Annotated in this window: 18 protein-coding genes and 1 tRNA gene; 14 read left to right on the forward strand and 5 right to left on the reverse strand. The window is 66.9% G+C overall.

Translation table 11 applies throughout. The features are described from left to right. Positions 1-33: 33 nt before the first annotated feature. From ACYVAN_RS18595 to ACYVAN_RS18605, 3 genes are all read left to right on the forward strand, one after another. Positions 34-1,254, forward strand: a complete 1,221-nt coding sequence (locus ACYVAN_RS18595) for an NADP-dependent isocitrate dehydrogenase (protein WP_460961316.1) — start codon at positions 34-36, stop codon at positions 1,252-1,254. 148 nt (positions 1,255-1,402) lie between these two features. Further along, positions 1,403-1,603: a DUF4177 domain-containing protein gene (locus tag ACYVAN_RS18600; RefSeq protein WP_460961318.1), complete on the forward strand. Its 201-nt coding sequence runs from the start codon at positions 1,403-1,405 to the stop codon at positions 1,601-1,603. A 70-nt stretch (positions 1,604-1,673) separates the two neighbouring features. Continuing rightward, positions 1,674-1,745 (forward strand) — tRNA-Val (locus ACYVAN_RS18605). Between the two features lie 483 nt (positions 1,746-2,228). Here ACYVAN_RS18605 and ACYVAN_RS18610 read toward each other — a convergent pair. Continuing rightward, positions 2,229-2,639, reverse strand: a complete 411-nt coding sequence (locus ACYVAN_RS18610) for a peptidase inhibitor family I36 protein (protein WP_460961320.1) — start codon at positions 2,637-2,639, stop codon at positions 2,229-2,231. Positions 2,640-2,958: 319 nt separating this feature from the next. Between ACYVAN_RS18610 and ACYVAN_RS18615 the strand changes: the two genes are divergently transcribed. From ACYVAN_RS18615 to ACYVAN_RS18635, 5 genes are all read left to right on the forward strand, one after another. After that, positions 2,959-3,318, forward strand: coding sequence for a GntR family transcriptional regulator (locus ACYVAN_RS18615; protein WP_460961322.1), 360 nt, complete (start codon positions 2,959-2,961; stop codon positions 3,316-3,318). Next, positions 3,315-4,217, forward strand: coding sequence for an ABC transporter ATP-binding protein (locus ACYVAN_RS18620; protein WP_460961324.1), 903 nt, complete (start codon positions 3,315-3,317; stop codon positions 4,215-4,217). The genes ACYVAN_RS18615 and ACYVAN_RS18620 overlap by 4 nt, the downstream gene beginning before the upstream one ends. Beyond that, positions 4,214-4,906, forward strand: coding sequence for a hypothetical protein (locus tag ACYVAN_RS18625; RefSeq protein WP_460961326.1), 693 nt, complete (start codon positions 4,214-4,216; stop codon positions 4,904-4,906). Before ACYVAN_RS18620 ends, ACYVAN_RS18625 begins: the two co-directional genes overlap by 4 nt. A gap of 214 nt (positions 4,907-5,120) precedes the next feature. Continuing rightward, a complete protein-coding gene (locus tag ACYVAN_RS18630) occupies positions 5,121-5,513 on the forward strand; it encodes a MerR family transcriptional regulator (protein WP_460961328.1) in 393 nt (130 codons plus the stop codon). Between the two features lie 457 nt (positions 5,514-5,970). Continuing rightward, on the forward strand, positions 5,971-7,440 hold the full coding sequence (locus tag ACYVAN_RS18635; protein ID WP_460961589.1) for a SulP family inorganic anion transporter: 1,470 nt from the start codon (positions 5,971-5,973) through the stop codon (positions 7,438-7,440). A 539-nt stretch (positions 7,441-7,979) separates the two neighbouring features. On the opposite strand, the gene ACYVAN_RS18640 is transcribed toward ACYVAN_RS18635, so the two are convergent. From ACYVAN_RS18640 to ACYVAN_RS18650, 3 genes are all read right to left on the reverse strand, one after another. Further along, the gene (locus tag ACYVAN_RS18640) at positions 7,980-8,339 is read right to left on the reverse strand and encodes a hypothetical protein (RefSeq protein WP_460961330.1); all 360 of its coding nucleotides are present in this window, start codon (positions 8,337-8,339) and stop codon (positions 7,980-7,982) included. 56 nt (positions 8,340-8,395) lie between these two features. Then, positions 8,396-8,632 (reverse strand): DUF397 domain-containing protein, encoded by a 237-nt coding sequence (locus tag ACYVAN_RS18645; RefSeq protein WP_460961332.1) that lies wholly within the window; start codon positions 8,630-8,632, stop codon positions 8,396-8,398. Positions 8,633-9,182: 550 nt separating this feature from the next. Continuing rightward, positions 9,183-10,049, reverse strand: coding sequence for a helix-turn-helix domain-containing protein (locus ACYVAN_RS18650; protein WP_460961334.1), 867 nt, complete (start codon positions 10,047-10,049; stop codon positions 9,183-9,185). 423 nt (positions 10,050-10,472) lie between these two features. Between ACYVAN_RS18650 and ACYVAN_RS18655 the strand changes: the two genes are divergently transcribed. The 3 genes from ACYVAN_RS18655 (at position 10,473) to ACYVAN_RS18665 (ending at position 13,015) form a co-directional block, all read left to right on the forward strand. Continuing rightward, on the forward strand, positions 10,473-11,273 hold the full coding sequence (locus tag ACYVAN_RS18655) for an exodeoxyribonuclease III (RefSeq protein WP_460961336.1): 801 nt from the start codon (positions 10,473-10,475) through the stop codon (positions 11,271-11,273). 106 nt (positions 11,274-11,379) lie between these two features. Continuing rightward, a complete protein-coding gene (locus ACYVAN_RS18660) occupies positions 11,380-12,060 on the forward strand; it encodes an alpha/beta fold hydrolase (protein WP_460961338.1) in 681 nt (226 codons plus the stop codon). Between the two features lie 133 nt (positions 12,061-12,193). Further along, on the forward strand, positions 12,194-13,015 hold the full coding sequence (locus tag ACYVAN_RS18665) for an HD domain-containing protein (RefSeq protein WP_460961340.1): 822 nt from the start codon (positions 12,194-12,196) through the stop codon (positions 13,013-13,015). Here the strand turns inward: ACYVAN_RS18665 and ACYVAN_RS18670 are convergent. Then, a complete protein-coding gene (locus tag ACYVAN_RS18670; RefSeq protein ID WP_460961342.1) occupies positions 12,985-14,229 on the reverse strand; it encodes an NAD(P)/FAD-dependent oxidoreductase in 1,245 nt (414 codons plus the stop codon). The two genes, ACYVAN_RS18665 and ACYVAN_RS18670, sit on opposite strands and share 31 nt — an antisense overlap. 355 nt (positions 14,230-14,584) lie before the next feature. Here ACYVAN_RS18670 and ACYVAN_RS18675 point away from each other — a divergent pair, with 355 nt between their 5' ends. The 3 genes from ACYVAN_RS18675 (at position 14,585) to trpS (ending at position 18,964) form a co-directional block, all read left to right on the forward strand. Further along, a complete protein-coding gene (locus ACYVAN_RS18675; RefSeq protein ID WP_460961344.1) occupies positions 14,585-17,170 on the forward strand; it encodes a bifunctional FO biosynthesis protein CofGH in 2,586 nt (861 codons plus the stop codon). A gap of 453 nt (positions 17,171-17,623) precedes the next feature. Next, positions 17,624-17,833 (forward strand): hypothetical protein, encoded by a 210-nt coding sequence (locus tag ACYVAN_RS18680; protein WP_460961346.1) that lies wholly within the window; start codon positions 17,624-17,626, stop codon positions 17,831-17,833. A 96-nt stretch (positions 17,834-17,929) separates the two neighbouring features. Continuing rightward, positions 17,930-18,964 (forward strand): tryptophan--tRNA ligase, encoded by a 1,035-nt coding sequence (gene trpS, locus ACYVAN_RS18685; RefSeq protein WP_460961348.1) that lies wholly within the window; start codon positions 17,930-17,932, stop codon positions 18,962-18,964. Position 18,965 lies beyond the last annotated feature (1 nt).

Here is an 18,965-nt window from a genome sequence, read left to right on the forward strand (position 1 = left end):
GCTTGCATTCTCGCGAGAGGAGCACCCCGCCACATGGGTAAGATCAAGGTTCAGGGAACGGTCGCCGAACTCGACGGCGACGAGATGACCAGGATCATCTGGTCCTTCATCAAGGACAAGCTGATCCACCCCTACCTGGACATCAACCTCGATTACTACGATCTCGGCATCGAGCACCGGGATGCCACCAACGACCAGGTGACCGTGGACGCGGCCAACGCCATCGCCAAGCACGGCGTCGGCGTGAAGTGCGCCACCATCACCCCCGACGAGGCTCGAGTAGAAGAATTCGACCTGAAGAAGATGTGGCGGAGCCCGAACGGCACCATCCGCAACATCCTCGGCGGCGTCATCTTCCGTGAGCCGATCGTCATCTCCAACATTCCGCGCTACGTCCCGACGTGGACGAAGCCGATCGTCATCGGCCGTCACGCGCACGGTGACCAGTACAAGGCCACGGACTTCAAGGTTCCCGGTCCGGGCACGGTCACCATCACCTACACGCCTGAGGACGGCTCCGAGCCGGTCCAGCACGAGGTCGCGCAGTTCCCGACCGAGGGCGGCGTGGCAATGGCCATGTACAACTACAAGCGCTCCATCGAAGAGTTCGCGCGGGCCTCGTTCCGCTACGGACTGGAGCGCAACTACCCGGTGTACATGTCCACCAAGAACACGATCCTCAAGTCCTACGACGGCATGTTCAAGGACGTGTTCGAAGAGGTCTACGAGAACGAGTTCAAGGCCGACTTCGAGGCCAAGGGCCTGACCTACGAGCACCGGCTCATCGACGACATGGTCGCCACCGCGATGAAGTGGGAAGGCGGCTACGTCTGGTCCTGCAAGAACTACGACGGTGACGTGCAGTCCGACACCGTGGCGCAGGGCTACGGTTCGCTCGGCCTCATGACCTCGGTGCTGATGACCGAGGACGGCAAGGTCGAGGCCGAGGCCGCGCACGGCACGGTCACCCGGCACTACCGCCAGCACCAGGAGGGCAAGCCCACCTCCACCAACCCGATCGCCTCCATCTTCGCGTGGACGCGTGGTCTGCAGCAGCGCGGCAAGCTCGACTCGACCCCCGACGTCGTCGGTTTCGCCGACGCACTGGAGAAGGTCGTCATCGAGACAGTCGAAAGCGGCAAGATGACCAAGGACCTCGCGATGCTGGTCGGCGGCGACCAGGGTTACCAGACGACGCAGGAGTTCCTGGCGTCGCTGGACGAGAACCTGCAGAAGAAGATGGCCAACCGCTGAATCTTCTCCGCGGCACGAACGCCACTTTCGCTCCGAATTCGGAGTGGGAGTGGCGTTTTTCGTGTCCGGTGCCGCTGTTCGCGGGTGGCGGGGGCGAGATCGGTTCGGAAGACTGGATGTGCACGAGACGCGTGGCGCAGGAGGCGTGATGTCGTACGAGTACAAGGTCGTCGAGATCAGGGAGAAGCTCTTCGGCGGCAAGATGTCCGGTGAGAAGCTCGAAAAACTGCTCAACGAGCACGCGGCGAAGGGCTGGCGGCTCAAGTCGATCACCGGAGCCGACGTCAAGGGACGCTTCGGGCCCGGCGGAGTCGAGGGCATGCTGGTGACCTTCGAGCGCGAGGTGTGAGGGGCGAGGGGGTGCACGAGCGTGATCGGGCCTGCGGTATTCTTGTCCGCAGCCGCTTACGGGCGGCCCGGCGCGATTAGCTCAGTGGGAGAGCGCTACCTTGACACGGTAGAGGTCGCTGGTTCAATCCCAGCATCGCGCACCGGTTCGACGATGGTTCGAATTCGCGAGCCCGCAGAAACTGACCAGTGGCTGCGGGCTTTCTGCTTTCCGGCCCGATAGCGCCAGTGCCCGGCCTTCGGTGATTCTCCGCTTCCGGGCGCAGGATGTTGCCACTCCGGCTTGTTCGTACCGCGCGTGGTGCCCGGTCCAGCCGCGAGTGCACTCCGCGCCGCCAACCTGCCCTTCTGTCACATCCAAATTGGACAGACGGTGTGTGTTCATCGGGAGGTGGCCTAGCCTTCGCGGCTACCGTCCCTTGATCGAGTATCGACGGCGCAACGGTGTTGCTGCTGAAACTGGTGCGCCCCAACCGATCCGAAGTGTGCTCGGTGTTCGAGTCGCACTGTCCAAAAAGGTATGGGACGCCGTGGAGGAAGTGTGATCCGGTCGGCATTGCGCCGACGGGATCACACTTCCGCGAGCCCCGGGCGGGGCGGTTCGCGTCACCGCCCGAGAGTCCTGATCAGCAGACCTGGACGCCGTAGGTGAGGTGGCCGCGGTCGTGGCTGCTCATGTCGAAGGCCGTCGAGGTGTACTGCTCGGACCACGGGCCGCTCGGGTCGGAGGAATCCGGCCCGCTGAACGTGGTGACGGTGCCGTCGTACTGGTTGTTGATGTACGACCCGACGCGGTCGAGGCCGTGCGCACGCACGTCTTCCAGGGCGCATTGGTAGAAGTCGACGCGGTTGCCCTGCCCGTTCGACTGGTCCCAGACGCAGACCCAGCCTTCCTGGCACGGCTCGGCCATCGTCGACGGGCCGTCCTGCGTGCTGGCGGAGCCGACTCCGGCGAAGATCGTTCCCATCGCGAGGAGCGCTCCGGAAGCGACCGCGAGGGTGCGGGCCGGGCGCAGACGTCGTTTCGATGCGGACAAACCTGACCTCCGTGTGTTCGGGTACACCGTTCGCCCTCCTCGGGCGGACGGCGACCGCGATGTGCTGAGTCCCCAGGCCCCAATGTGATCGGTGGGGCGCCGCCTGTTTCACGCGTTTCGGGCGAGTCGGGTTGCCCGCGTCACTCGAGTGGCCGCGATCGGACGCCGGTTGACTTCCACGCCTCTTTGGTTGCATGGTTAGTTACATGACTAATGAACCAACGAGCCGGTTTGGTCGGCTTCCGTGCTCCCGTCGGGGGTGTGCACGGCAGCACCACACGGCGTGGATGCCTGATCCGGGGCCGGAGGCGGCGTCGTGATGGACGAGGGGCGACCACTGTTCCTGCAGATCGCGGAGCAGATCGAGAACTCGATCGTCGACGGCACGATGGAGGAGGAGCAGCAGGTTCCCTCGACCAACGAGCTGGCCGCGTTCCACCGCATCAACCCGGCGACCGCCGCGAAGGGCATCAACCAGCTGGTCGCCGACGGGATTCTCTACAAGCGGAGGGGCATCGGGATGTTCATCGCCGCCGGGGCGCGCGCCAAGCTCCAGAACAAGCATCGCGAGCAGTTCGCGCACGAGTACCTGCGACCGCTGATGCGCGAGGCGCACAAGCTCGGAATGAGTACGGAGGAGATCAAGAGCATGATCGAGAACTGGGGGGAGCCGGCATGAGTGCTGTTGTCCGCGTTCATGACGTGTCCAGGCGGTTCGGTGACACCACCGCGCTGGATCAGGTCGGATTCGCCATCGAGGAGAACACGATCACCGGCCTGCTCGGCCGCAACGGAGCGGGCAAGACCACCCTGATGCAGATCCTCACCGGCCAGGAGTTCCCCGGTTCCGGTGCGGTCGAGGTCTTCGGCGAGCAGCCCCGGGAGAACGCTTCGGTGCTCTCCCGCGTCTGCTTCATCAAGGAGAGCCAGAAGTACCCGGATGCGATGAAGGTGCGTCAGGTCCTCCGTTCCGCGCGGTTACTCCACCCGAATTGGGACGAGGACTTCGCGCGGTCGCTGATCGAGGACTTCCAGCTACCCACCGCCAAACCCGTCAAGAAGCTCTCGCGCGGCATGCTCTCCGCGCTGGGCGTCATCATCGGCCTCGCATCGCGCGCACCCCTGACGTTCTTCGATGAGCCGTACCTGGGGCTGGACGCGGTCGCCCGGCAGTTGTTCTACGACCGGCTGCTGGCCGACTACGCGGAGAACCCGCGCACCGTGGTCCTGTCCACCCACCTGATCGACGAGGCCAGCGACCTCATCGAACACGTCGTGGTGCTCGACCGGGGCCGCGTCCTGATCGACGACGATTCGGAGCGCCTCCGTGGTGGAGCCGTGACGGTGAGCGGGCCCGCCGCGGCGGCCGACGAGTTCACCGCCGCCCACCGGCTACTCCGTCGCGAGCAGCTCGGCAACACCGCCCGCGTGACGGTTCGGGGCGTGTTCTCCGCATCCGAGCAGGAACGCGCGAGCTCGCTCGGTCTGGCTCTCGAGCCGGTCTCGTTGCAACAGCTCATCGTGCACACGACCACGCCGATCGAGGACGGCGCCACCGCGAAGGAGCTCTCGTCATGAATCGGATCGTCAACGTCGCCCGGATCCAACTGTTCTGCTGGTTCAGCTCACTGGCGTTGCCCTGGCTCATCCTCGCGACCTCGTTCGGCATCAACGTGGTCATCTTCTCGCTGATCGAGGGTGATGAAGGCGCGAACACCACCGGCGGGCTCGTCACCGTCTACGTTTTCGTGTTCATCGCCTTCCTGGTCGCGGTTCGGGAGTACCTCCCGTTCACCATGGGGTTGAGCGTCACCCGCCGAACCTTCTACGCGGCGACCTCGGCGCTGGCCGTCGTGCAGTCCGCCGTCTTCGCGACCATGATCTACCTGCTCGGCCTCGTGGAGAGCGCCACCGGCGGCTGGGGCGTCCGACTGACGTTCTTCGGCGTGCCGTTTCTGCGGCAGGACAACCCACTGCTGCAGATCCTCAGCTACATGACCCCGATGATGGCGGTGGCTTTCCTCGGCCTGTTCATCGGTTCGATCTCCAAGCGATGGGGCGCGAACGGGGTGTACGCGCTGACCCTCGGATCGTTGGTGGTCTTCGGCGGCGCGGGCATCCTCGTGACCTGGCAGCACAAGTGGGCGGTCGTCGGGAGCTGGTTCGCGGAGCAGAGCCCGCTCGGCCTGGCCGTCGGTTGGCCTGCCCTGCTCGCCGCTGTCGCGGCGGCCGGGAGTTTCCTCGTTCTTCGTCGAGCCACTCCCTGACCGAGCGCCGGTAGCGGCGAATCGAACTGGGGCGGTTGCCCGGTGAGCGGTGGAGCTCGCCGGGCAACCGCCCGGATGTCTGTCTGCCGACGAGGACTGGGCGGGCCGGTGGTGCGTCACGTGCCGTGGTCACGCCCGTAGCCCTCCCAGCGGGCGTGCAGCGACGGGACGCTCGTCCATTACGGTGGGGGTCGGGGCGAAGAAAGGATTCGGTGTGGGCGAGCGGATGCAGATCGGCGAGGTGGCCGAGCGCACTGGGCTGTCCCTGCGCACCATCCGGTATTACGAGGAAGTCGGGCTGGTGGTGCCCAGCGCGCGCAGCCAGGGTGGTTTCCGGCTCTACACCGAACCGGACGTGGATCGGCTGCACCTGATCAAGCGGATGAAGCCGCTGGGTTTCCAGTTGGACGAGATGCGCGACCTGCTGGCCATCCTCGACCCGGTGCAGGGGAGTCCCGAGGTGGCTGATCCGGTCGCCCGGTTGACCGAGTTCAGCGAGACCGCCGAGCAGCGCTGCGAGGACCTGCGGGCCAAACTGCGCATTGCCGAGGAGTTCGCCGACACGCTCCGCGCCCACCTCGACACCACGCGTTCGCCTTCGCGCTGAGCGTTCTCGGCGAACCGGCCGCACGATCCACCGGGCGTGTTCTCGGTTGGTGTCCGCCCGCGGCAGGTTGCCTTGGCGCCGCAGTCGCCGGTGCGGGCGAGCCTGGGAGTGATCCCGCACTCATTCGTCGCTGCGGGTTGGGTGCACAGCGAAGGTCTCGTTTAACGTAAGGGAAGAGTTGCGGTTGGTCGCGGCGAGCGCGCCGTGGCCCACCGGGGTCACCGACGCCCCCGGCCGAATCGCGAGCCGAGGAGCGATCCATGCGGATGCCGAGCAGGATGTTGTGACCTGACCCAGCCAGTTCGCCGTCACCGCTGACGGCGCTTCGGGACGGGAGCGTCCCGATTCCACTGTGCCTTCCGCCGCGCCGATGCGGCGATCACGTCGCGCCGTCCTGCGGCGCCCGAGCATGTCAGGTTGTTTCGTGTCTTTTTCCTCTTCGCTGCCGCCTGCGCGGCTGCGCGGCAACCGGCCGGCGTGGCTCTCGCCCAAGGTCGCGCGCACCGAGATCCTCGCGGGTCTCGTCGTCGCGCTGGCGCTCATCCCCGAAGCGATCTCGTTTTCCATTATCGCCGGTGTCGATCCGAGCGTGGGGCTGTTCGCGTCCTTCACGATGGCCGTGGTGATCTCGATCGTGGGTGGTCGTGCCGCGATGATCTCCGCGGCGACCGGGGCGATGGCTCTGGTGGTCGCCCCGCTCGCTCGCGAGCACGGCCTCGGCTACCTGGTCGCGGCGGTGATTCTGGGTGGCCTGATCCAGGTCGTGCTCGGTTCGCTGGGCGTTGCCAAGCTGATGCGGTTCGTGCCGCGCAGCGTGATGGTCGGCTTTGTCAACGCGCTGGCGATCATGATCTTCATGGCCCAGGTGCCCGAGCTGGTCGGCGTGCCGTGGGCGGTGTATCCGCTGTTCGCGGTCGGACTCCTGGTCATGGTGTTCTTTCCCCGGATCACCAAGGTCATCCCGGCCCCGCTGGTCTCGATCGTGGCGCTGACCTCGCTGACCGTCGCCGCGGGCGTGGCGGTCCCGACCGTCGGGGACAAGGGCTCGCTGCCGTCGTCGTTGCCGGTTCCCGGCCTGCCCGAGGTGCCGTTCACCCTCGACACGCTGAGCACGATCGCGCCCTACGCGTTCGCCTTTGCCCTGGTCGGGCTGATGGAGTCGCTGATGACCGCGAAGCTGGTCGACGACATCACCGACACGCATTCGAACAAGACCCGTGAATCCATCGGACAGGGCATCGCCAACGTGGTCACCGGTTGCTTCGGCGGCATGGGCGGTTGCGCGATGATCGGCCAGACCATGATCAACGTGAAGACCAGCGGGGCGCGCACCCGGCTGTCGACGTTCCTGGCCGGTGTGTTCCTGATGATCCTGTGCATCGCCTTCGGCCCGGTCGTCTCGGACATTCCGATGGCGGCGCTGGTGGCGGTCATGGTGCTGGTGGCCTTCGGCACCTTCGACTGGCACAGCATCGCCCCGAACACGCTCAAGCGGATGCCGACCGGGGAAACCACCGTCATGCTCGTGACCGTGGGCATCGTCGTGGCCACCGACAATCTCGCCATCGGCGTCGTGGTGGGCAGCATCACCGCGATGGTCATCTTCGCCCGGCGGGTGGCCCACCTCGTCGACGTCACCGCGATCACCGACCCGGACGGCACCCAGGTCGTCTACGCGGTCACCGGCGAACTGTTCTTCGCCTCCAGCAACGACCTCGTCTACCAGTTCGACTACTCCGGTGACCCGGACACGGTGATCATCGACCTCACCGACGCGCACATCTGGGACGCCTCCACGGTGGCAGCGCTCGACGCCATCACCACCAAGTACCAGGACCGCGGCAAGTCGGTGGAGATCATCGGCCTGAACGAGGGCAGCGCCACCATGCACGGACGACTCACCGGCGAGCTCGTCGGCGGCCACTAGGGCCACCACGAAGGGCTGACGGCGAATTCAGTGCCCCGGGAACAGCGGCCAGGGCCGCTGTTGCCGGGGCACTGTTCTGTTGGCACGGCGCTGTCGGTGCCGGCGGATTGCGTGCACGAGCGTGCCGACGAACGTTCGCCAGAGGAGCAAGGCGGCTGGGGAGGTCCGTTTCGGACGGTCACGCCCTCGGTCCGGGCAGCCCTTGTGGATCGCCATGGTCGGGAACGGAATTCTGGCGGACGCGTCATGATCGGTCACGCTTTGACCTCAGCGTGCCGATCGGCTAAATATGATGAACGAAGTTCGTGTTCTCTGGCGGCAGGGCGACTGCGAGCCGGAAGCTCGGCGAATGCAGCGTCGGGGAACATCCGTGCTGGGGCCGCGGGCTTTCTGGGGGTGCCCGTGGCCCCGGTCACTTCACCGCTCGGCGGCGTGTTCGATGATCCGCCGAGGTCGCGCGGTCTGTCCGTCCGGAACCGGCGACCGGGGCGGCAGGACGCGGAGTCCGTTGTGGACTCTCGTCTGCCGCTCCTCGCTCATCAGGCCGAAGCGGCCAGCCAGCTGGAGCGTCCGGCGTGGGTGGGCACCCAGCACCCCCTGGCCTGCGAGTTGATCTCGTCGACGACGGGGTCCGCCAGTTCGAGCATCGCGGCGATGGCCTCACGCGAGGTGCCCGTGGTGCGCCACAGCACCGTGCGGGGGAACAGAACATCGGGCTCGTCGGCCGGGACGCGGGCCGCGTCGGCGTCGTCCTCGCCGTAGAGCTGCACGATGTCGATGACGCCGTGGTGCGCGCGGATGCCGACCACGGCGATGAGGCCGCCTTCGGAGTCACGGGGGTGCGCGAACTGGAAGTCGCGGGCGATCAGGGTTTGCAGTCCGTCGGTAATCTCGTTCATGACGCCACCGGGGTTGTGCGCGATTGGGTTTCCTGTCGAGCAGTGGTGCGGGAAGCTCAGACGACCATGTCGTCGAACTCGCCGTCCTTCGCACTGCTGAGGAACGCGGCCATCTCGTCTCGGGTGTAGATCAGGGCCGGACCGTCGGGGTACCGCGAGTTGCGCACGGCGATCTCGCCGTCCATCAGCGATGCCACCTCGACGCAGTTGCCCACCGCGCCGCTGTACCTGCTCTTCCGCCACGTCGCGCCTGACAGCTGCAGTGCGGACATCCCGTTCTGGATCTCAGGCATTGAAACCCCAGCCTTCCCCGACTTGTTGTTGCAACGTCCCGATGCACGTGCACCCGGACGTGCAAGCAACATAACACGGGTCAATGCAAGCGTGAATGCACGTGCATTCGCTTGTGCTTGTGCGCGTGCTGTTGGCGGAACGTGGTGTTCGCGGCTTGGTCCGAACAGTGGTGTCGAGATCCGTTGGCCCTGATCAAGTCGAAAACGCCTCGCTGGAGGACCGTTCGTCCGAATCATGCGGATGGTGGCCCTGCGTGACTGCCTGAACTGCACGTTCCGGCGCAGGAGGGCTGATCGGCCGGAACATGCCCTCGGACAGTTTCCAAGTCGAAGGCCACGATTCGATCACGGTTCGCCGAACAGGAGCTGACCGTATGGCGCCCGTTCCGCACCAGTGGCGGATTCACGCTGGTGTCGGGCCCGGTGGGTGCGAGGTCGTCCGAGCGTGCGTGGCGGTGGGCGTGCGTGGTGGTGGGTGTGCGCGGCGGTGGGCGGGCGTGCCGGGTGGGTGTGTGCGCCGGCCGGGCCGCTTCGCGGTGCCCGAGCTGAGCTACAGCCGTTGGCGAGCCTCGGTCAGGGTTCGCCTGGTCGCTTCGGGAGTGAGGGCATCGACGGCCAGCCGGTGGCTGACCTTGCTGTAGAGCTCGACCTCTTCCGGCTTGTCCAGGTAGAGCGCCCCGCAGAGGTGCTCCAGGTAGACGATGTCGGGGATCTCCGGTTCGGCGAACCGGAGAATGGTGAACGCCCCCTCGGCGGAGGAACGTCCCAGTTCCAGCGGCAGAACCTGGAGCGAAACTGTGGGCAGTCTGGTGACTTCCAGCAGATGGTCGATCTGCTCGCGCAGGACGTCGTGACCGCCGATCGGCCGGTGGAGCACCGCCTCGTCGATCACGGCCCACAGGCGCGGGGCCTTCGACTGGGAGAAGAGCTTCTGCCGCTGCATCCGCAACCGGACCCGGCGCTCGACCTCGTCGTCCTGCGCCTCGGGCCTGCCCTGGCTGGCGATCGAGCGGGCGTAGCGCTCGGTCTGCAGCAGCCCGGGCACGAACTGAATCTCGTAGGTCTGGATCCGGGACGCGGATTCCTCCAGGCCGACGTAGTCCTGGAACCAGCTGGGAACCAGGTCGTTGTAGCGGTGCCACCAGCCGGGTTGGTTCGACTGCCGGACCATGTCGAGGAAGGACTGGCGTTCGGTCTCGTCGGTGACGCCGTAGAGGGTCAGCAGATCCGCGACATCGCGTTCCTTGAACCCGACACGTCCCAGTTCGAGCCGGCTGATCTTCGAGCCGGAGCCGCGGATCGCGTAGCCCGCGTCCTCCCGCGTGATGCCCCGGGATTCGCGGAGCCTGCGCAGCTGACTGCCCAGCACCAGTCGACGAGCGGTGGGGCCGCCGACTGCGGCACCATCCGTGGTCACTTCGTGGCCTCCTGCGTCATGCCGATCACTCTTGCTGACCCGTAGTCGTCGTCAACACACGCTCCGTTGTCCGCGGCGGAGTCTAAACGATCGGTGGGCCGGATGGGCGAGGGTCGAACACCATTCGGATGGAAAGAAAGCTGAATGATCAACTTTTTCCTCTCGTGCTGCTGGTCGTTCGGCGTGTGTGGGCGGGTCTCGCCTCGATGGGCACGCGCTCGCCGCACCCAGGTGGAACATGATCCCGCGTCCGGGTGGGCAACCTGCCGGGTGGGCAGGTGTGCCCGCCGCGGAGGCGTGGACACGAGGTGCCATCCGACACGAATCGGTGCTCGTGGTCAATTCGGCGGCCGCGTGTCAAACCCATGTCCGCTGGTCGGGGGAGCCACGGAGATCGACATGCCGCTGGTTACGCTCTGCCGCGTGCTGACTGTGTCGACCGTGAACGTCAACGGGCTGCGTGCCGCCGCGAAGAAGGGCTTCCTGGAATGGCTCGCGGGTACCGGAGCCGACGTGATCTGCATGCAGGAGACCCGAGCGGAGGCCGAGCAGCTGCCCACCGCCGCCCGCGCGCCGGAGGGCTGGCACACGCTGCTCGCGCCCAGCTCGATCAAGGGGCGCAGCGGCGTGGCCGTCTACAGTCGCGCCGAGCCATCCGCCACCCGGATCGGCTTCGGGTCGGCCGAGTTCGACGAGAGCGGCCGGTACGCCGAGGTCGAGCTGCCGGGATTGATCGTCGGCAGCCTCTACCTGCCCAGCGGCGATGCGGGAACTCCCAAGCAGGACGAGAAGGAACGCTTCATGAAGGAGTTCCTGCCGTACCTGGTGGAGTTGCGCTCGCGAGCCGAGGCGGAAGGCAAGGAAGCGCTCGTGTGCGGTGACTGGAACATCGCCCACCGCGAGGACGACCTCAAGAACTGGAAGGCCAACCGGAAATCGGCCGGGTTCCTGCCCGAAGAGCGCGAATGGCTGAGCCGGGTCTTCGACGAGGTCGGCTACGTCGACGCCCTTCGCCGGGTGCACCCCGAAGGGCCGGGGCCGTACTCGTGGTGGTCCTACCGGGGCAAAGCCTTCGACAACGATTCCGGCTGGCGGATCGACTACGTGTGCACAACGCCCGGCCTGGCGAGTCGTTGCGTCGACGCCTACGTGGAGAAGGCCCCGAGCTACGACAAGCGATGGTCGGACCACGCACCGGTCACGGTGACGTTCGACGTGGTGTGACTTCTCAGCTTCCGACCGCGGTTCCCGTAACCGCCGGCTCTTTGGGCGGTCGCTCTGTCGGTGTGGGGTGCCAGAATTCCGCAGACCGCGTTGGAGGGACTCTGCCATGACCTTGTACCTGCTTGTGCCCGGCGCGAATCACGGCGGTTGGTGGTACGACCCGCTGGTCGAAGCGCTGGAGAGAGCCGGGCACACCGCCGTTGCGGTCACCCCGCTAGGCCTGGATCCCGACGCCGCGTTGCCGGAAAAGGTGATCACCCTGGATGACCACGTCGCCCAGGCGGTCGACGCGTTGCGAGCCGTGCCGGTTGAGGCGGAGCAGGCCAAAGACGCGGTCCTTGTCGGCCACAGCTACGGCGGCAGCATCATCAGTGGTGTCGCCGATGCCGAGCCCGATCGAGTCCGAGCGCTTGTGTATCTCGATGCGCTGGTTCCCGAGGACGGTGACTCGTGCTGGTCCATGACCAACGATGAAGAGCATGCTTGGTACGTCAGCGGCTCGGCCCGCACCGGAGCCTTTGTCGACCCGCTTGCCTTCTTCGACGAGCGAGCTCGTCCGCATCCGATGGCCACCTTGATGCAAGCCTCGAAGCTGACCGGAGCGTGGCGTCGGGTGACGGAGAAGCACTACGTCGAGGCGACGGACTGGCCAGGCCCGTCGCCGATGGCCGGTATGACGGCTCGGGCACGTGCCGACAAGGAGTTCACAGTGCACTCCTGGGACACCACGCACAACGTCATGGCGGAAGGCCCCGACCGCGTGCTGGCTCTCATCGAGGGTCTCTGACGCCTGCCCACCGACGTGTCGTCCCGCCGTGTCGCTCCGCTACGCCCCGACGGCATCGCCGGGCAGGAGCGAAACTCGCCGAGGCGAAAATTTGATTGTTCCGCGCAGTCCGGCACTGCGACGGTATGGCCTCGTGAACATCGACGGAGAACCCCTGGCCGAACGGAACCCGCTCCCGGAGGTCCTTCCCGCCAGGCTGCGGGCACAGTTCGGATTCCTGATCGAGGTCGACAAGCTCAAGACGATCCTGCGGCAGTCGCCGCTGGCGGCCGAGCAGCGCAGGGAGAACGACGCGGAACACTCCTGGAACCTGGCTCTGATGGTGCCGGTGCTCGCCGAATACGCCGACGAACCGATCGACGTCGCCCGCACGACGAAGCTCGTCGTCCTGCACGACCTCATCGAGATCTACGCGGGTGACACGCCGCTTTACGACGACGAGGGCCGGACAGGTCAGCAAGCGCGGGAAGAGGCCGCCGCCGACCGGATCTTCGGCCTGCTGCCCGAGGACCAGGCCGGTGAGTTCCGGGAGTTGTGGGACGAGTTCGAAGCCCGTCGGACGCCGGAGGCGCGGTTCGCGAAGGCCACGGACCGCCTGCAGCCGCTGCTGCTGAACTGGATGGACCGCGGTGGTACGTGGCCGGACTCCCGGCACCACGGCCGACACCGTGCGTGCGCGCAAAGCCGTCATCGGCGACGGGTCGGCACCGCTGTGGGCCGCCGCCAGGGAATTGATCGGAGAGGGCGAGCGCCGTGGCTGGGTGCGGCCGGGAACGGAATCGGGGTCGGCGGCCGGCTAGGCCGGACCGCCGGGGCACGAGTCCGTTGTGGACCCGGCGTTATTCTCGCGGTCGTCCCGGCCGAAATCCCGCTGTTCCGCCCGAGCGTCCGTTGCGGACTCCGGTTGCGGGCCGAGAGCGGTGGTCAGCCGCCGGTGAGCCGATCCAGTGGTTGACCGGCGTCGGCCAGCCGCCCCGCATCCACCTTCGCCCCCGAACGGATCAGCGTCTTGATCGGGTCGGTGACGTCCCAGACGTTGACGTTCATCCCGGCCAGCACGCGATCGTCCTTCAGCCAGAACGCCACGAATTCGCGTCGGTCGGCATCACCCCGGATCACCACTCGGTCGTAATATCCCGGGTCGACGTAACCCACGTACTCCATGCCGAGGTCGTACTGATCGGTGAAGAAGTACGGCAGCTCATCGTAGGCGGCGTCGTTGCCGAGCATCGAGGCCGCCGCGGTCGCGGGTTGCTTGAGCGCGTTCGCCCAGTGCTCGACCCGGATCCGCCGGTCCAGCAACGGATGCCAGGTGTTGGCCACGTCTCCCGCCGCGAAGACATCCGGATCACTGGTGCGCAGTGCGGAGTCGACGACGACTCCGTTGGACACATCGAGCAGTCCGTCGTGCGCGAGCGCGGTGTTGGGTTCGACCCCGACGGCGACCAGCACCGTATCGGCCGCCACCTCCGATCCGTCGGAGAGCAGCACCCCGGTGACGGCTCCGTTCTCGGAACGGATCGATTCGACGGTCGTCTCGAACCGGAAGTCGACTCCTCGTTCCTCGTGCAGCTGGGCGAAGGTCCGCGCGACCTCCGGCCCGAGTACGCGCAGCAGCGGGAGCGCGTCGGTCTCCACCACCGTCACCTCGGTCCCGGCGGTTCGGGCGGCGGCGGCGACCTCCAGGCCGATCCAGCCGGCCCCGATCACCACCAGCCGGGAGCCGGGTGTGAGGCTCTCCTTCAGTCGTTCGGAGTCGTCGATGCTCCGCAGGCAGCGCACCCCGGCCGCGTCGGAGCCCGGGAGGGCCAGCTTGCGCGGGGTGGCGCCGGTTGCCAGCAGCAACTTGTCGTACTCCAGCTGGGTTCCGCCCGAGAGTTCGAGGTGGTGGGTCGAAGGCGTGAGCCGGGTGGCGTGCTGCTCCAGCTGCAGCTCGATCTCGTTCTCGGAATACCAGGACTCCTCGTGGACGAACGCGCTGGCGCGCTCGGCTTGTCCCATCAGGTAGCCCTTGGACAGCGGTGGGCGCTCGTAGGGGAGGTGGGGTTCCTCGCCGATGAGCAGGATCCGTCCGTCGAACCCCTGCTCGCGCAGCGCTTGCGCGGTGTTGGCGCCCGTCATTCCGGCGCCGACGATGATGAACGTTTCCGAAGAGGCCATCGTGCTCATCCGTCCGTCCTCTGCTTTCGCAGCGGGCTCCGAGTTGGACCGCGGTGTGTCGGTCCGTCCTCACGATCGAATCGACCGTAGCGACGAAGAACGCGAGTTGCCTGGTGAGCGGTGGGGCGTCGACGGTCCGGCCAGGTGCTCTCGGGAGCGTTTCACCGGCGCTCACACGGAAAGTGCGGGGATTCCGGTCGGACAGATGTCCCGGTAGGCAGGTTCGTCCACCCGCGAATTTCACCCGGACGGGAGTAGTTCGGGAGGTTTCGGACGGTGACTCGTCGGGTGTTCGGCTGTCAACACAGGTCAGCTGTGCCGTTGCGCATCGCCCCACGGCGAAATCAGCGCTTAGAGTCGGGGAGTGTCGGTTGATCTCGAAGTTCCACAGCCAGAACCAGCCCCCAACGCGTCGGCGATGCGCCGCGCTCTGCGCCGTGCGCGGGATGGCGCGTCACTGGACGCGACCGAAGCCACCGTCCTGCTGCACGCGCGCGACGACGATCTGGATTCGCTCCTCGAAGCGGCCGGACGCAGCAGGGACGCGCACCTGCTGGCAGAGGGGCGCGAAGGCGTGGTCACCTACAGCCGCAAGGTCTTCGTCCCGCTGACCAGGTTGTGCCGCGATCGGTGCCATTACTGCACGTTCGCGACCGTTCCGCACCGGGTGTCCGCTCCGTTCCTGGAGCGCGAAGAGGTGCTCGACATCGCCAGGCAGGGCGCGGCGGCGGGCTGCAAGGAGGCGTTGTTCACCCTGGGCGACCGCCCGGAGGAGCGTTGGCCCGCGGCTGCCGAATGGCTCGAGGCGCGCGGCTACTCGTCCACGATCGACTACGTGCGCTCCTGCGCCATCGCGGTGTTGGAGGAGACCGGCCTGCTGCCGCACCTGAATCCCGGCGTGCTCAGCTGGTCCGAGCTCACCAGGTTGAAACCGGTCGCGCCGAGCATGGGCATGATGCTGGAGACGACCTCGGAGCGGTTGTGGAACGAGCCCGGGCAGCCGCACTACGCGAGCCCGGACAAGGAACCCGCCGTCCGTCTTCGAGTACTCGCCGATGCGGGCCGGGTCGCGGTCCCGTTCACCAGCGGTGTCCTCATCGGCATCGGCGAGAACAAGACCGAACGTGCCGAATCGTTGCTCGCGCTGCGTTCGAGCGCTCGCCAGTACGGCCACCTGCAGGAAGTCATCGTGCAGAACTTCCGCGCCAAACCGGACACGGCCATGCGCGGTATGCCGGACGCGGATCTGCAGGACTTGGCGGCGACAATCGCGGTGGCGAGGTTGTTGATGCCCTCGGGCGTCAGCGTGCAGGCTCCGCCGAACCTCGTCGGAACTGAACACCTGCTGATGCTGCGCGCCGGTATCGACGACTGGGGCGGCGTATCGCCGGTCACGCCGGATCACGTCAACCCGGAGCGCCCCTGGCCGCAGATCGATGACCTGTCCGAGCAGACCCGGTCGGGTGGTTTCGAGCTCCGCGAACGCCTGACGGCGTATCCGCGATACGTGCGTGCCGGATTGGCCGGGGACAGCACCCAGTGGCTGGATCCCCGCGTCGCGGTGCACGTGGCCGAACTCGCGGCTTCGAACGGGTTGGCCGAACCGGAAGCCGAGATCGTCGGCCGCCCGTGGCAGGAGCCCGACGGCGGTTTCGAGTCGGTCGGGCGCACCGACCTGCACACCAGCATCGACACCGAGGGCCGTACGGGAGACCGTCGCGGCGACTTCGACACCGTCTACGGGGACTGGGACGAGCTGCGCGAGCAGCTCCCGACGGGCAGCGCGCCGGAGCGGCTCGACTCCGATGTCCGCGAGGGGCTCCGACTCGCAGGGGAGAACCCGGCCGCGTTGCTGGCCCCGGAGCACACCGAAGCGGCGATGGCTCTGATGACCTGCGACGGGTCCGCGATGGACACGCTCGCGGGCATCGCCGACGAGCTGCGCCGCGAAGCGGTCGGTCCGGACATCACCTACGTGGTGAACCGGAACATCAACTTCTCGAACATCTGCTACGTCGGATGCCGGTTCTGCGCCTTCGCGCAGCGGGAGCGCGACACCGACGCCTACCGGCTCGCCCCCGAGGAGGTGGCCGACCGGGCGGAGGAGGCCTGGCGGCTGGGCGCCACCGAGGTGTGCATGCAGGGCGGTATCGACCCGCGGTTGCCGGTCAGCGGGTACGCGGACCTCGTCCGGGCGGTCAAGGCCCGCATCCCGGAGATGCACGTGCACGCCTTCAGTCCGATGGAGGTGGTGAGCGCGGCGGCGAAGGCGGGCGTGAGCATCGCCGACTGGTTGACCGAACTCCGGGACGCCGGCTTGGACACCATTCCCGGGACTGCGGCCGAAATCCTCGACGACGACGTCCGGTGGGTGCTCACCAAGGGCAAGCTGCCCGCGTCCGAGTGGATCGAGGTCGTGCGTACGGCGCACCGGCTGGGCATCTCGTCGTCGTCGACGATGATGTACGGGCACGTCGATACGCCGGAGCACTGGCTGGGGCATCTCCGCACGCTCGCGGGCGTGCAGGACGAGGCGTTCGAGCACGGGGTCACCGGCTTCACCGAGTTCGTGCCGTTGCCGTTCGTGCACCGCAACGCGCCGATCTACCTGGCGGGGCTGGCGAGGCCGGGGCCGACGTGGCGGGACAACCGCGCGGTCCACGCGATGGCCCGCGTCCTGCTGCACGGCCGCATCGACAACGTGCAGTGCTCCTGGGTGAAGCTCGGTGACGAGGGCACTGCCGGAGTGTTGCGCGGTGGCGCCAACGACCTGGGCGGCACGCTCATGGAGGAGACGATCAGCCGGATGGCCGGTTCCGAACACGGGTCGGAGCGGACGATCGAGCAGCTCCACGCACTGGCGGCCAAGGCGGGGCGGTCGGCTCGTCAGCGGGCGACGACCTACGAGCGGGTGGGACGCATCCAATTGGGCGTCGGCGAGGCCGGTTGAGCGGAGTCGTGTTCGCCTTCTCGGCCGGAAAGCGCCTCGATCGCGTTCTCGAAGAATCGAGAATCGTTGTCGGACGAGGCGCGCTTTCGGCGAATGGACCGAAATGTCCTGCCGAGTCCGGTTGATCTTGTAAGGTGTGTCGACCGACACATTGATCGGGATCGAGTGTGCGGGACGAACCGTCGGTCGCGTCGGTTCGTCCCGTGCCCAGGGGTATCAAAATCACGGATGGTGTTCGGGCCACCCGGATTCGTAGCCCCCTCGGGGATAAATATGATCTTCCCGTCGTGGCGGCTTCACGCAGTGCGACGAATCCGTTTACGTGTGATCGGTACTGTCCGCCACGGGCCGAACAAGGTTCGGCGTCTGTGGTCAACGGGTTTTCCGTCAAGGGAGGCAACGCTCGTGCGTAGCCGAAAAGCTCGCATTTTGTCGCGGGTTTCCATGCTCGTCGTGGGATTGGCCGTAGGGATCGGCGTGGTGTCCACCGGCAGCGCGACCGCATCGTCGACCCGGCAAGCAGTGGTGCAGGACAGCCCTTTCGAGGCGCTGAACACCCCCGTCGGGCTCACCGCCGTGGGGTTGGGGGTCATCGGCATGGTCGCCGGTGTCTTCCGCCGGAAGAAGATCGAAGTCCAACCGGAGAACCAGCGCAAGAGCTGATCAGGCCTGCCGGAACCGGCTGCTGCCGACGGTGGTGACCGCGGTGGCCGGGAGCCCGGTATCGGCCCCCGCTCGGGTCTTGCGAGAATTGACAACGTGAGCAGCGAGAATCCCACCACCGAAAGGCCTGCGGCGCGGTCGCGGGTGTTCTCGGGTATCCAGCCCACCGCGGACTCCTTCCACCTCGGCAACTACCTGGGTGCGCTGCGGGAGTGGCTGGTCATGCAGGAGGATTACGACGCCTTCTACTGCGTCGTGGACCTGCACGCGGTCACCGTCGCCCAGGACCCGGAACAGCTCCGGCAACGCACTCGCGTGTCGGCGGCGCAGCTGCTCGCACTGGGCATCGACCCCGAACGCTCGACCTTGTTCGTGCAGAGCCACGTTCCGGAGCACACCCAGCTCAGCTGGATCCTGGAGTGCCAGGCCGGTTTCGGCGAGGCCGGCCGCATGACGCAGTTCAAGGACAAGTCCGCTCGTCAGGATGCCGAGCACGTCGGGGTGGGCCTGTTCACCTATCCGGTGCTGATGGCCGCCGACATCCTGCTCTACCAGGCCGATGCCGTCCCGGTGGGCGAGGACCAGCGGCAACACCTCGAACTCACCCGGAACCTCGCGCAGCGGTTCAACACGCGCTTCGGTGACACATTCACCGTGCCGGCCCCGCACATCCCGCGGAGCACCGCGAAGATCCAGGACCTGCAGGACCCGACCGCGAAGATGAGCAAGTCGGTGCCGGCCGGGGTGATCGAGCTGATGGAGGAACCGAAGCGCTCGGCCAAGAAGATCCGTTCGGCGGTGACCGACACCGAGCGCGAGATCCGCTACGACGCGGAGAACAAGCCCGGCATCAGCAACCTGCTGTCCATCTACTCCGCGCTCGCGGACCAGGGCATCGACGAACTCGAGGCCGCCTACGACGGCAAGGGGTACGGCGACCTGAAGAAGGACCTCGGACAGGTCGTACAAGACTTCGTCACGCCGTTCCAGGAGCGCGTCCGCGGTTACCTCGATGATCCCGCGGAACTCGACAAGATCCTGCGCCGCGGGGCCGAACACGCGCGGGAGGTCGCCGCGCCCACCATCCGTAAGACCTTCGATCGAGTGGGCTTTTTGCCGCCTGCCGGGTAGC

The sequence above is a fragment of the Parasphingorhabdus pacifica genome (genome assembly GCF_054779195.1).

What these genes read in the sequence shown, in the direction of transcription:
- ACYVAN_RS18645 (WP_460961332.1), bottom strand. Translation starts at nt 8,632, where the DNA reads ATGCCTGAGATCCAGAACGGGATGTCCGCACTGCAGCTGTCAGGCGCG.
- ACYVAN_RS18600 (WP_460961318.1), top strand. Translation starts at nt 1,403, where the DNA reads ATGTCGTACGAGTACAAGGTCGTCGAGATCAGGGAGAAGCTCTTCGGC.
- ACYVAN_RS18640 (WP_460961330.1), bottom strand. Translation starts at nt 8,339, where the DNA reads ATGAACGAGATTACCGACGGACTGCAAACCCTGATCGCCCGCGACTTC.
- ACYVAN_RS18615 (WP_460961322.1), top strand. Translation starts at nt 2,959, where the DNA reads ATGGACGAGGGGCGACCACTGTTCCTGCAGATCGCGGAGCAGATCGAG.
- ACYVAN_RS18620 (WP_460961324.1), top strand. Translation starts at nt 3,315, where the DNA reads ATGAGTGCTGTTGTCCGCGTTCATGACGTGTCCAGGCGGTTCGGTGAC.
- ACYVAN_RS18660 (WP_460961338.1), top strand. Translation starts at nt 11,380, where the DNA reads ATGACCTTGTACCTGCTTGTGCCCGGCGCGAATCACGGCGGTTGGTGG.
- ACYVAN_RS18625 (WP_460961326.1), top strand. Translation starts at nt 4,214, where the DNA reads ATGAATCGGATCGTCAACGTCGCCCGGATCCAACTGTTCTGCTGGTTC.
- ACYVAN_RS18670 (WP_460961342.1), bottom strand. Translation starts at nt 14,229, where the DNA reads ATGAGCACGATGGCCTCTTCGGAAACGTTCATCATCGTCGGCGCCGGA.
- ACYVAN_RS18595 (WP_460961316.1), top strand. Translation starts at nt 34, where the DNA reads ATGGGTAAGATCAAGGTTCAGGGAACGGTCGCCGAACTCGACGGCGAC.